We start from the raw sequence: 13,112 nt of genomic DNA on the forward strand, positions 1-13,112 counted from the left end.
TGCAGTTCAGAACTTGATCTTGACGTCGGCGACGTAAGTGCGCCCGGGGAACGGATGGAACAGCGTGTATTTCGCATTGCCGACATTATCGACGCCGAAATTCGCCGTCGCCGTCTCGGAGAATTTGTACTGCGCGCGCAGATCGACGACGGTAAAGCTGTCGAACGCACCATAGACGTTGGAGATGATATCAGTGTTGTCCAGCGTGGAAAATTGCTTGCCGCTGTAGCGCATCGCAGCGGTCAACGCCCAATAGGCGTCCGGCCGGTAGGTGGCGCCTAACGTGGCGCGCCAATCGGGGACATAAGGCACCCGCTTGCCGGTGGCGGTGGTGCCGGTCGCGCTGACGAAATCCGGATCGCTGACGATCCGGGAGTCGACATAGGTGACGCTGCCGAACGCTTCCAGCCGGTCGATCAGGAAATTGTCCTTCTGCGCGGCGAGTTCGATACCGCGGTTGCGGATCGCGTCGACATTGCTGAAGAAGGTGAAGAGCGTGGTGCTGCCGGGGACGACGCCGGTCTGCGAGATCAGCGCGTCGCGGACGTATTCGTGAAACAGCGACAGCCGGAGCTTGCCGTCTTTGAAGCGCCGCTCCAGTGCCAGCTCTTCGCTGAGCACGTTTTCCGGCGTCAGATTGGGATTGGGGAATTGCAGATTAGTTCCCGACGACACGATTTGATAGAGCTCCGACACCGTCGGAAAGCGGTAGGCTTGGCCGAACGATGCCGTCGCCAGCCATTCCTTCGACGGCTCATAGGCGAGCGAGGCTTTCGGCGAGAACCGGGTGGCGTCGAGCTCCGGCTGCAATTTGGCCGAGGTCGATAGAATGGCGCCGGCGGCGCTCTGCGCGGTCTGCAGATTATAGCCGTCATAGGCCTTCCAGTCTTCCAGCCGGCCGCCCAGCGTCAGCTTTAAGGCCGGCGCGAATGTCCAGGCGTCCTGCAGCCACAGCGCCGCGGTGCGGGTGGCGCCGCGGCCGTTGGTGTAGAGCGCCGAGGTGGAATCCGGCCCGCTGTTCCAGGTTGGCGTCGCATAGGTCGGGTTGTTGAGGAAATAGCGGTCGGCGTGCAGGCCGAACGAAATCTCGTGGGCGTCGTTCGGCCGCCAGATCCCCTTGGCGTCGCCGTTCATCCAGTTGGTGCCGTCGAGCCGGGCGATCTTGCCGTTCTTGGAGAACGCCGCCGCGGCGCTGCCCGCCACCACGGTGTAGGGATTGCGCTGGATGTCCTCGAGCCAGTCGTAGCGCGACGCCGAGAGATCGAAATCGAACGTCCCCTTGGTGTCGGATTTCACCGACAGCGAATTCGCCAGATGCTGTTCGTTGAGCGTGTAATTGCCGCCGGCAAAGCCGGAGACGCCGCCGAACGTCGTGAGGCCTGCGGCATTGCGCAGATAGCTCTCGACCCGGGAGTCGGCATCGTTCGACCAGTAGCCGATCGAATACACCGCCTGCACCAGCGGGGTAATGTCCCAGGCGAACTTGCCCTTCAGATTGGCCATTTCGGTGTGCAGCAGGCCGCCGGCGCCGACCACATTGGCCACCGAGCCGGTCTTGTTGAGCTGCGGGATGGTGCCGCTGGTCCCGGCGGGGGTGTTGGTGGTGGTGACCCATGACAGCGGCTGGCTGTAGCTGTTCTGGAAGTTGCCGCTGATGAAATAGGAGAAATTGCCGTTGCGGTCACCGAGCGTGACGCTGGTCTGGTCGGTGCGATAGGTGCCGGAGGTCTTGTAGCGGTCGAAGGTCTGCAGGCTCTCCACCTGCTTGGCGGTCATCTCCAGCTTATCCGGCATTCGCGTGGTGATCAGCAGCACCCCGCCCATCGAATTGCCGGGATAGGCCGCGGCGAACGGGCCGTAGAGAAAGTCCACCCGCTTGATCTCTTCCGGCGCCACCAGCCCCCAGCGCGGCGCGCCGATGGTGTTGTTGTTGCCGATCAGCGCGCTGATCAGGATGTCGTCGACATAAACCAAATTGCGCGCGCTGGAATTGACGCCCCAGGTCCGGGTCGCCAGCACCGGCTGGGTGTCGCCGTTGTTGCGCTTGCGCACGAACAGGCTCGGCATGTACTTCACCGCGTCCTCGGAATCGACGACGTTGATCTTCTGTTCGATCTCCGCGGCGGTGACGCTGGCCGCGGTCTGCGGCAGTTGATAGGTCTGCTTGATCGGTGGCGTGCCGGTCGATGCGCTCGCCGCCTCGCCGCCGGGCTGCGGATTGACCACCACAACCGGCCGGTTCGGCCGGGTCGGCGCCAGCCGCCTGGGTTTGGCCGCGGCCGGTTTTTTGGCCCGCGCTTCGACGTTGATCTGCGGCAAGTCGCCGTCCGAGGTCTGAGCCTGCGTCGCGGCTGGCGCTAAAATGAGCAGCGCGCCCAGCACCAGCGTGCCGGAGCCGTTCGAGGGTCTTGGGCATCCCATGATAGTTTCCCGATGCCGGCACGCGACCGGCTGCCTGAGGCGTCATTGAAGCCGGCTTGCGCCGGCCTCCGTGCACTGCGACGTGTCAGATCAGGAGAAGGTCGGGGGCGCCCGCGCCTGGGCATTGGAGCCGGCGCGCAGCGGCGTCGGCGCCGGAGTCGCCTGCAGCCAGACCACGCGCTGATACTGCCGCTGCAAGGCGACGAAGCTCGGCGTCGGCGGATTGAGGGCGGCGCCACCGCTCTGCGCCGCGGCGCAGAAGCCGCAGCATTTGCTGTCAGGCTCGGCCGGACCGGCCGGAGCCGAGGGCTGGCCGGAGTCGTGCAGACCGCTACAGATCGCGCTCAACGACAGCGGATCGGCGATCGCTTGCGCCACGGCGCGAAACGCCCCGATCGGTGCCATCAACTGCACCAACAGGGCCATCGCAACGAGGGGAAGATATCGTCCCAGCCGTCGGCGCATGATCGCAGCCACCTCTCTCTCCGAGTCGGTATCATGCGCGAATACCGGTGTCGAGCAGGCGGACCAGCCGGTGGGTGGGGCCGTAAATGTAAAGCTGCCTTGACAAGTCGGCGCCGGATCCGAGGCATTCGGAACCGAAAGCATAAATCACGGACGATCGGTTTCGTTCCACGCAAGCCCGAATTTTATACAATCGTTGCCGTAAATGATGACAAGTGAAAATGGATCAGCTACGTTCCAGGTGCAGGCTAATCGCACGTTTAGTCTGGGTGGTCCAAGTCTCGGGAGGAGCCCGGCGCGCACAAGCAGCGCCACCCGTCAAATCAACGACAAATCGCAACTCACGACGGGAAATAGGGTCGACACGGTTTTCGAGCAGGGCTGATCCCCTGCTCTTTTTTTTGACGATGACTACGTTGGACAATGAGTACGTTGGACAATGCGGACGCTGATAGTTGCCGGCGATAGCCTCCGGCATTCGTTCAGAGCGGAATGCCCATCAACTTCGTCAGCCGCTCAATGTTGAGATAGCCGGCCTTGTAGGCCAGCATCGCTAAGCCATAGATCAGTGCGGAGATCAGCGTCGTCCACAGCACCTTGCGCAGCATCAAGGCTTTCACCGGCGCGCCGGGATCGTTGCCCGGTGCACCGGCCTCGCCGCTTTCGGCCTGATTGCGCACGCCGAACGGCAAGGTGGCGAACAGCACCACCCACCACAGCACGAAGTAGATCGCGAATGCGGTGGAGATGCTGTACGCCATGCTCAGGCCTGCTCGATTTCGACCAGCGCGCCGGAGAAATCCTTCGGATGCAGGAACAGCACCGGCTTGCCGTGCGCGCCGATCTTAGGCTGGCCGTCGCCGAGCACGCGGGCGCCCTCGGCGATCAAGAGGTCGCGCGTCGCGATGATGTCCGCCACCTCGTAGCACAGATGATGAATGCCGCCGTCGGCGTTGCGCTCGAGGAATTTGGCGATCGGCGAAGTCTCGCCGAGCGGCTGCAGGAATTCGACCTTGGTGTTCGGCAAGTTCACGAACACGGTGATGACGCCGTGATCGGGCAGCGGCACCGCCGCGGAAATTTCCGCGCCGAACGCCGCGCCGTAGATCTTGGCGGCCTTCTCGGCGTCCTTCACCGCGATCGCCACATGGTTGAGCCGTCCCAGCATGATCCCCTCCGTGTTCGGTTCAAACCCGGTCTCTAGCGTCAAACCGTCAGCACGTGAACGTAGCACATTGGCTTCTTGCCCCACTGCTCGTTGAGCGCCGCGCGCACCGCGCGCCGCACCGATTCACCGACCGCATCAGGATCGCGCCGCTTCGCCTTGGGCAGCGTCTCCACCGTGGTGATCACCAGCTCGTACACCAGATCGTCGAGCGGCTCGCCCGCGGTGTTTTTCTCCGGGATGCCGACCAGTTCGACCTCGGGATCGTCGGCCAGTTCGCCCTTGGCATCGAGCGCGAACGCCACGAAGGCGCAGCCGGCGAAGGCGATCTTGCGGCGCTCGACCACCGCGCGCGACTTGGCGTCCTCGAGAATGTTGCCGTCCTTGTACAGCCGCCCCGATGGGATCTGCTCGATGATCGCCGGATCGCCCGGCCCGAGCCGAACCAGGTCGCCGTTGACGCAGGTCAGCACCTTGGGCACGCCGCAGGCCCGCGCCAGCTTGGCGTGTTCGAACAGATGCAGCGCTTCGCCGTGCACCGGGATCAACAGCTGCGGCCGCACCCAGGAAATCATCTCGCGCATTTCGTCGCGTCGCGGATGGCCGGAGACGTGCACCAGATGGGTGCGGTCGGTGATCACCTCGATGCCCTGCTTGATCAGCCCGTTGATGATGCCGCCGACCGATTTTTCGTTGCCCGGAATGGTGCGCGACGAGAAGATCACGCAGTCGCCCTTGTTGAGCGTGACCTGCGGGTGGTCGTCATTGGCGATCCGCGCCAGCGCGGCGCGCGGCTCGCCCTGGCTGCCGGTGCACAGCGCCAAAACCTTGTCCGGCGGAAAATGCCCGTACAGATCGGCGCCGCGGAAATTCTGCACGCCGTCGAGATAGCCGGTTTCGCGCGCCACCTGCACCACGCGCTCCATGGCGCGGCCGACCACCACCACTTCGCGGCCGACCGCGCGCGCGGCATCGGCCACCGCGCGCAGCCGCGCGACGTTGGAGGCGAAGGTGGTCACTGCCACCCGGCCTTTCGCGTTCTTCACCAGTTCGGCGATGGTCTTGGCGACCTCGGTTTCCGACGGCGAGGTGCCCTCGCGCACCGCGTTGGTGGAATCGCCGATCAGCGCCAGCACGCCCTCGTCGCCGAGTTCGCGCAGCCGGCGCTCGTCGGTCGGCTTGCCGATGATCGGAGTCCGGTCGATCTTCCAGTCGCCGGTGTGCAACACCACGCCGACCGAGGTGCGGATCGCCAGCGCGTGGGCCTCCGGAATCGAATGCGCCACCGGGATGAATTCGACGTTGAACGGCCCGAGGTCGACCTTGCCGCCGGACGGCACCACGGTGACCGGGATCTTCGGCGGATTGCGCTCGGCCTCGCATTTGGCGCGGAACAACGCGGCGCTGAACTGGGTGGCGTAGATCGGGCACTTCAATTTCGGCCACAGATCCATGATGGCGCCGAAATGGTCCTCGTGGACGTGGGTCAGCACCAGGCCGACCAGGTTCTTGCGCTCCTTCTCCAGGAAGCGGATGTCCGGCATGATCAGATCGATGCCGGGCAGATGTTCTTCGTCACCGAACGACACACCGAGATCGACCGCCAGCCATTTGCGCTGCGAACCTTTGCCGATGCCGTAGAGGTAAAGGTTCATGCCGATCTCACCGACGCCCCCCAATGGTGCGAAGGTGAGTTCATCTGGTCGTGTCATAATCAAGCTGCTCCCGCCGAAGCCGTGGCACTGAAATAAACGTCGCCCGCGGCGATCGGGATCTGTCGGCCCTCCGGGGTCCTGACAATCAGGCAGCCCGTGTCGTCAATGCTGTCGAATAGGCCTTCTACGATGCTTGCGCCAGACCGGATCGAGACAGTTTCCCCGAGCCCGGCCGCGTGCTGCAGCCATTGCCGGCGGATTTCGGCAAATCCCCAGCCATGATCCCAGATCGCCCGATAGCTCGCCCAATGGTCGGACAGCGCGGCGAACAGCCGTTCTGCCGTCACGTCGAGGCCGAGCGCCTTAAGCGAGGTAGCGGGATAGGGCGTATCGCTGGGGGCCGCGACCACATTGGTGCCGATCCCGACCACCACGGCGAGCCGGCCGTCGGCGACGGCTTCCGCCTCTAACAGGATACCGGCGAGTTTCTGGGATTCGGCCAGCACGTCGTTGGGCCACTTCAAGCGATAATCGATGGCGAGTGGTATTTCGGACTGGGCGGTCAAATCGGCCAGCGCCGCCTGCAGCGCCAATCCTGCGGCAAACCCAAGGCTGGCGGCGACGCCCGGCGCGACGTCCATCACCTCGAGCACGCTGGCGGCAAGGTTGCCGCGCGGCGCTATCCAGGGCCGTTGCCGGCGGCCGCGCCCCGCGGTCTGTTCGGTGGTGACGAACCAGATCGGCCCCGCCTCGCCGTCCCGGGCGCGGGCCATCGCCTCTGCATTGGTCGAGCCGATGCTGTCGAAGACTTCGACCCGGTAGCCTGCTGAGACGGCCTCTGCGCCGAGCGCCAGCGCCATCTAGAACAGCGACTTCGCCGCGACCGTCGCGGCGCTGACCAGCGGCGCCGGATAGACGAAGAACAGCATGTTGAACAGCCCGGCGACCGCGAGCACCGCGCGCAGTTCGAACCGCACCGGATCGACCGCCGGCTTCGGCTCGTCGAAATACATCACCTTGACGATCGTCAGATAGTAATAAGCGCCGATCACGCTGGCGACGACGCCGATGATGGCGAGCGTAAACAGCCCGGCTTTGACCGCCGCGACGAACACGTAGAACTTGGCGAAGAATCCCGCGAGCGGCGGAATCCCGGCCAGCGAGAACAGCAGCATCGCGAAGAAGAACGCCAGCTGCGGATTGGTGCGCGACAGCCCGGAGAAATCGCTGATCTGCTCGACCGCAAAGCCGTTGCGCTTCATCGCCAGGATCACCGAGAACGCGCCCAGCGTCATCGCCACGTAGATCGAGATGTAGACCAGCACGCCCTGCGCGCCTTCCACGGTGCCGGCGGCGAGCCCGACCAGCGCGAAGCCGATGTGGCCGATCGCCGAATAGGCCATCAGCCGCTTGATGTTCTTCTGGCCGATCGCGGCGAACGAGCCCAGCAGCATCGAGGCGATCGCGACGAACACCACGATCTGCTGCCACTGCCCGAGCACGCTCGGAAATGCCGTCAGCACCACCCGGGTGAACACCGCAAGCCCGGCGACTTTCGGCGCCGAGGCGAAGAACGCGGTGACCGGGGTCGGCGCGCCTTCGTAGACGTCGGGCGTCCACATGTGGAACGGCACCGCCGAGACCTTGAAGCACAGCCCGGCCAGCAGGAACACCAGGCCGAAGATCAGCCCGATATTGCCCTCCTGAGCCGCCGCCGCGATGCCGGCGAAATTCACCGTTCCGGTGAAGCCGTAGATCAGCGAGGCGCCGTACAGCAGCAGGCCCGACGACAGCGCGCCGAGCACGAAATATTTCAGGCCGGCCTCGTTGGACTTGGCGTCGTCGCGGTTGATCGCCGCCACCACGTAGAGCGCCAGGCTCATCAGTTCGAGGCCGAGATAGATCATGATCAGATCGCCGGCCGAGATCAGCACCATCATGCCGACCGACGCCAGCACCACCAGGATGGCATATTCGAAGATCTTGCTCGAAGGATCGGCGAGGAACTGGCGTGACAGGATCAGCGTCGCGGTGGAGCCGATCAGCGCCAGCACCTTGAGGAAGCGGGCGTAGTCGTCGACGATGAAGCTGCCGCCGAACGTCACCAGCCGACCCGCGGGCAGCAGCAATTCGGCCGCCCCGGTCGCCACCAACAGGCAGATCGCAAGACCGGTGACGACGCCGGTGGTTTTCGGCCCGCCATAGGCGCCGATCATCAACAGCACCATGCCGCCGACCGTGAGCATCAGCTCCGGCAGCACGGGAAGCAATTGGTAGCCGGCCGCATCAAAAGTCATGGTGTCGCTTCCTGAGCTGCCGCAATCATGGCACGAGCGCAGCTGCCTTCACGGCAGAGGCTGCGGCGGCGTAAGTGGTGACGAGGTGCTGCACCGAGGCGGCCGACATGTCGAGCACCGGCTTCGGATAGACTCCGAACAGCAGCGTGAGAATGACCAGCGGCACCAGCGTCAGGCTCTCCCGCCAGGTCAGGTCTTTGATCGAGGCGAGCGATGGCTTGACCAATGCGCCGAACACCACCTTGCGATACAGCCACAGCGCATAGGCCGCGGACAGGATCACGCCGAGCGTGGCGACGGTGGCGGTCGGGATGTTGACCTTGAAGGTGCCGAGCAGCGTCAGAAATTCGCCGACGAAGCCGGAGGTGCCGGGCAGACCGACATTGGCCATGGTGAACACCATGAACACCACGGCATAGATCGGCATCCGGTTGACCAGCCCGCCATAAGCGGAAATCTCGCGGGTGTGCATCCGGTCGTAGACGATGCCGACGCAGAGGAACAGCGCGCCGGAGACGATGCCGTGCGAGATCATCTGGAACACGCCGCCGGCGACGCCCTGGGTGGTGCCGGCAAAAATGCCCATGGTGACGAAGCCCATATGCGCCACCGAGGAGTAGGCGATCAGCTTCTTGATGTCTTCCTGCATCAGCGCCACCAGCGAGGTGTAGACGATGGCGATCACCGACAGCGCGAAGATCAGCGGCGCGAAATCATGCGACGCATCCGGGAACATCGGCAGCGAGAACCGCAGGAAGCCGTAGCCGCCCATCTTCAGCATGATCGCCGCCAACACCACCGAGCCCGCGGTCGGCGCCTCGACGTGGGCATCCGGCAACCAGGTGTGCACCGGCCACATCGGCATCTTCACCGCGAAGGATGCGAAGAACGCCAGCCAGGCCCAGGTCTGCAGGCTGCGCGGCACCGCGGTCTGCATCAGCGTCGGGATGTCGGTGGTGCCGGCGTTGAGATACAGCGCCATGATCGCCAGCAGCATCAGCACCGAGCCGAGCAGCGTGTAGAGGAAGAACTTGAAGCTGGCATAGACCCGGCGCGGACCGCCCCACACCCCGATGATCAGGAACATCGGGATCAGGCCGCCCTCGAAGAACAGATAGAACAGCACCAGATCGAGCGCCGAGAAGGTGCCGATCATCAGCGTTTCCAACACCAGGAACGCCATCATGTATTCGCCGACGCGGCGGGTGATCGATTTCCAGCTGGCGATGATGCAGAACGGCATCAAGCCGGTGGTCAGGATCACGAAGGGGAGCGAAATGCCGTCGACACCCATGTGATAGCCGATGCCGGCGGCGAGCCAGGGTGCCTTTTCGACGAACTGGAAGCCCGCCTGCGAGGCGTCGAACCGCGCCACCAGGATCAGCGACACCGCGAAGGTGATCAGCGTGGTCCACAGCGCGATCCAGCGCGCGTTGCGCTGCGCCGGGGCGTCGGAGCCGCGGATCATCAACAGCAGAGCCGCACCGACCAGCGGCAGGAAGGTGACGACGGAGAGAATGGGCCAGGTCATGATGGAAGCCGACATTACCGGCCCCCCCCGCCGAGCATGAACCACGTAATCAATCCTGCGACGCCGACCAGCATCGCGAAGGCGTAGTGGTAGAGATAACCGGTCTGCAGCCGAACCGCGCCGCGGGTGATATCGAGCACCCGGGCGGACACGCCGTCCGGGCCGAGCCCGTCGATGATGGTGCCGTCACCGGCTTTCCACAGGAAGCGGCCGATCCGCTTCGCCGGGCGCACGAAGATCAGGTCGTACAATTCGTCGAAGTACCATTTGTTGAGCAGGAATTTGTACAACAGCTGGTGCTGGTTGGCGAGCTCGACCGGCAGATAGGGCTTGCGGATGTAGAACATCCACGACACCACGAATCCCAGCGCCATCATCGCGGTCGGCAGATACGCCACCGCCACCGGGATGTGATGCATCTCGTCGATGATATGCGGGTTCATCTTCAGCGACTCGCGGAAGAACTCGCCGACGCCGTGGCCGGCGAACACTTCCTTGAACGGAAAGCCGGCGAGAATCGAGCCGGCCGCCAAAACCACCAGCGGGATCAGCATCCAATACGGGCTCTCATGCGCGGCCTCGTAATGCTTCTGGTCGTGCGGCGTGCCGTGGAAGGTCTTGAAGATCAACCGCCAGGAATAGAACGAGGTCAGGCCGGCGGCGATCACCGTCATCAGGAAGCCGTAGAACGCCATGGTGTGGTGCGAGGCGAACGCCGCCTCGATGATGGCGTCCTTGGAGAAATAGCCGGCGGTCAGCGGGAAGCCGGTCAAAGCCAGCGTGCCGATCACCATCACGATGTAGGTGAAGGGGATCTTGTCTTTCAGTCCGCCCATGTGGCGGATGTCCTGCTCGTGGTGCATCGCGTGGATCACCGAGCCCGAGCCCAAGAACAACAGCGCCTTGAAGAAGGCGTGGGTGAACAAATGGAACATGCCGACCGAATAGGCCCCCGTCCCCATCGCCACGAACATGTAGCCGAGCTGCGAGCAGGTCGAATAGGCGACGATGCGTTTGATGTCGTTCTGCACCAGGCCAATGGTGGCGGCGAAGAACGCCGTGGTGGCGCCGAAGAAGATCACCACGTTCTGCGCGTCGGGTGCCAGTTCGAACAACGGCGACAGCCGCGCCACCATGAACACGCCCGCGGTCACCATGGTGGCGGCGTGGATCAGCGCCGACACCGGGGTCGGGCCTTCCATCGCATCCGGCAGCCAGGTGTGCAGCAGGAACTGCGCAGACTTGCCCATCGCGCCCATGAACAGGAACAGGCAGGTCAAGGTCAGCGCGTCGGCGTGCCAGCCGAAGAAGTTGATTGTCTTTCCAGTCAGCCCGGGAGCGGCGGCGAAGATGGTTTCGAAATCGATCGAGCCGACCAGCATGAAGATCGCGAAGATGCCGAGCAGGAAGCCGAAATCGCCGACCCGGTTGACCACGAAAGCCTTGATCGCCGCGGCGTTGGCCTCGGGCTTTTGGTACCAGAATCCGATCAGCAGATAGCTGGCCAGGCCGACGCCCTCCCAGCCGAAGAACATCTGCACCAGATTGTCGGCGGTCACCAGCATCAGCATCGCGAAGGTGAACAGCGACAGATAGGCGAAGAACCGCGGCCGGTGCGGGTCGTCGTTCATGTAGCCGATCGAATACAGGTGAACCAGCGACGACACGGTGTTGACCACCACCAGCATCACCGCGGTCAGGGTGTCGACGCGCAGCGTCCAGGCCACCTGCAGGTCGCCGGAATTGATCCAGGGCAACAGCGGAATGCGGACGTCGTGATGCATGAAGCCGACGTCGACCAGCGCCAGCCAGGACAGCCCGGCCGACACCAGCAGCAGGCCAGTGGTGATCAGCTCGGCGGCGCGGGAGCCCGCGGCCGGCGGCTCGACCGGATGATCGTGGCCGTGATCGTCGTGCGCGTCGGGTTCGTCATGCGCGGCGTGGATCACCGCGGCGTCGCCGCCGGTCGGCGCGGCGTGGCCGGTGGCCGCGTGGCCATGGCCATGCGCGGCATCGTGCTCGACGGTGTCGCCGCTCGGGTTGCGGGCGTGGGCGCCGAACAGCGCGATCGCGGCTGCGAGCAGCGCGCCGATCAGCGGCAGGAATACGATGGCCTGGATCATCAGCCGCTCAGCCCTTCATCAGATTGATGTCTTTAACCGCGATCGAGCCGCGATTGCGGAAATACACCACCAGCACCGCCAACCCGATCGCCGCTTCCGCGGCGGCGACCGTCAGCACCAACAGCGCGAACACCTGGCCGACGATGTCGTGCAGGAACGCCGAGAACGCCACCAGATTGATATTGACCGCCAGCAGCATCAGCTCGATCGACATCAGGATGACGATGACGTTCTTGCGGTTGAGAAAGATGCCGAGCGTGCCGATCGTGAACAGGATCGCCGCGACCGAGAGAAAATGTCCGATTCCGACCGTGCTCATTGCACCCACTCCGCGGCGTCCGCATCCTGCAGCCCCTGCCCCGACGCCACCTTGCGGACCTCCATCGCGGTCGCCGGGTTGCGGGCGTTCTGCGCGGCGATGTTCTGCCGCTTGACGCTGACCCGGTGCCGCATCGTCAGCACGATCGCGCCGATCATCGCCACCAGCAGGATCAGGCCCGAGATCTGGAAGTAATGAATGTAGCGGGTGTACAGCACCATGCCGAGCGCCTGGGTGTTGCCCATATTGTCCGGGATCGGCGCGGTGATGGTCTTGGTCAGCGTCGGGCTGATCACCCAGCCGCCGGCCAGCAGCAGCAGTTCGGCGAGGAAGATCACCCCGATCAACAGGCCGAACGGCAGATATTCGAAGAAGCCTTCGCGCAGCTGCTTGAAGTCGATGTCCAGCATCATGATGACGAACAGGAACAAGACCGCGACGGCGCCGACATAGACGATGATCAGGATCATCGCCAGGAACTCGGCGCCCATCAGCATGAACAGCCCGGCGGCGTTGACGAACACCAGGATCAGGAACAGCACCGCGTGCACCGGGTTGCGCGACACGATCACCATGGTGGCGGCCGCGACGCAGACGCCGGAATACAGATAGAAGAACAGATCAGGAAGGGTCATGCGCTCATCTCACCGGTATGGCGCATCGAGTTCGATGCTCTTCGCCAGTTCGCGTTCCCAGCGGTCGCCATTGGCGAGCAATTTCGCCTTGTCATAATACAGCTCCTCGCGGGTCTCGGTGGCGAATTCGAAATTCGGCCCCTCGACAATGGCGTCGACCGGACAGGCCTCCTGGCACAGCCCGCAATAGATGCACTTCACCATGTCGATGTCGTAGCGCACGGTGCGGCGCGTGCCGTCGTTGCGGCGCGGTCCGGCCTCGATGGTGATCGCCTGCGCCGGGCACACCGCTTCGCACAGCTTGCAGGCGATACAGCGTTCCTCGCCGTTGGGGTAGCGACGCAGCGCGTGTTCGCCGCGAAAGCGGGGCGAAATCGGGTTTTTCTCGAACGGATAATTGATCGTCGGCTTGGCCTTGAAGAAGTAGCGCATGGCGAGAAAGAACGCCGAAACGAACTCCGTCAACAGCAGCGATCGTGCAGCAGCGGTAACCCTCATGAC

At 64.0% G+C, this 13,112-nt stretch carries 12 protein-coding genes; all 12 read right to left on the reverse strand.

The genetic code is table 11. From position 1 onward, the window contains the following. Positions 1–6: 6 nt before the first annotated feature. The 12 genes from HNR60_RS05475 to nuoI all read right to left on the reverse strand — a co-directional run bounded on the left by HNR60_RS05475 (position 7) and on the right by nuoI (position 13,109). Complete coding sequence (locus tag HNR60_RS05475) at positions 7–2,421, reverse strand: TonB-dependent receptor (RefSeq protein ID WP_184255154.1); 2,415 nt, start codon at positions 2,419–2,421, stop codon at positions 7–9. A 90-nt stretch (positions 2,422–2,511) separates the two neighbouring features. Then, entirely contained in the window at positions 2,512–2,886 is a 375-nt protein-coding gene (locus HNR60_RS05480) for a DUF2946 family protein (protein ID WP_184255499.1), read from the reverse strand. A gap of 482 nt (positions 2,887–3,368) precedes the next feature. Further along, a complete protein-coding gene (locus tag HNR60_RS05485) occupies positions 3,369–3,647 on the reverse strand; it encodes a DUF1467 family protein (protein WP_184255156.1) in 279 nt (92 codons plus the stop codon). Positions 3,648–3,649: 2 nt separating this feature from the next. After that, a complete protein-coding gene (gene mce / locus HNR60_RS05490; RefSeq protein ID WP_184255158.1) occupies positions 3,650–4,054 on the reverse strand; it encodes a methylmalonyl-CoA epimerase in 405 nt (134 codons plus the stop codon). A gap of 38 nt (positions 4,055–4,092) precedes the next feature. Beyond that, complete coding sequence (locus HNR60_RS05495; RefSeq protein ID WP_184255160.1) at positions 4,093–5,763, reverse strand: ribonuclease J; 1,671 nt, start codon at positions 5,761–5,763, stop codon at positions 4,093–4,095. Positions 5,764–5,765: 2 nt separating this feature from the next. Beyond that, the gene (locus HNR60_RS05500) at positions 5,766–6,566 is read right to left on the reverse strand and encodes a biotin--[acetyl-CoA-carboxylase] ligase (RefSeq protein ID WP_184255162.1); all 801 of its coding nucleotides are present in this window, start codon (positions 6,564–6,566) and stop codon (positions 5,766–5,768) included. After that, positions 6,567–8,003, reverse strand: a complete 1,437-nt coding sequence (nuoN, locus tag HNR60_RS05505; protein ID WP_184255164.1) for an NADH-quinone oxidoreductase subunit NuoN — start codon at positions 8,001–8,003, stop codon at positions 6,567–6,569. It abuts the gene before it with no gap. A gap of 25 nt (positions 8,004–8,028) precedes the next feature. Beyond that, positions 8,029–9,537, reverse strand: a complete 1,509-nt coding sequence (locus tag HNR60_RS05510; protein ID WP_184255501.1) for an NADH-quinone oxidoreductase subunit M — start codon at positions 9,535–9,537, stop codon at positions 8,029–8,031. 11 nt (positions 9,538–9,548) lie between these two features. After that, complete coding sequence (gene nuoL / locus HNR60_RS05515) at positions 9,549–11,657, reverse strand: NADH-quinone oxidoreductase subunit L (protein ID WP_184255166.1); 2,109 nt, start codon at positions 11,655–11,657, stop codon at positions 9,549–9,551. A 7-nt stretch (positions 11,658–11,664) separates the two neighbouring features. Then, positions 11,665–11,976, reverse strand: coding sequence for an NADH-quinone oxidoreductase subunit NuoK (nuoK, locus tag HNR60_RS05520; RefSeq protein WP_184255169.1), 312 nt, complete (start codon positions 11,974–11,976; stop codon positions 11,665–11,667). Continuing rightward, positions 11,973–12,611, reverse strand: coding sequence for an NADH-quinone oxidoreductase subunit J (locus tag HNR60_RS05525; protein ID WP_184255171.1), 639 nt, complete (start codon positions 12,609–12,611; stop codon positions 11,973–11,975). The genes nuoK and HNR60_RS05525 overlap by 4 nt, the downstream gene beginning before the upstream one ends. 9 nt (positions 12,612–12,620) lie before the next feature. Further along, positions 12,621–13,109 carry an NADH-quinone oxidoreductase subunit NuoI gene (gene nuoI / locus HNR60_RS05530; RefSeq protein ID WP_184255173.1) on the reverse strand — a complete coding sequence of 163 codons (489 nt, stop codon included), beginning with the start codon at positions 13,107–13,109 and terminating at the stop codon, positions 12,621–12,623. Positions 13,110–13,112 lie beyond the last annotated feature (3 nt).

Origin of the sequence: Rhodopseudomonas rhenobacensis (assembly GCF_014203125.1) — a bacterium.
In the GTDB taxonomy this organism is placed as follows: Bacteria; Pseudomonadota; Alphaproteobacteria; order Rhizobiales; family Xanthobacteraceae; genus Rhodopseudomonas_A; species Rhodopseudomonas_A rhenobacensis.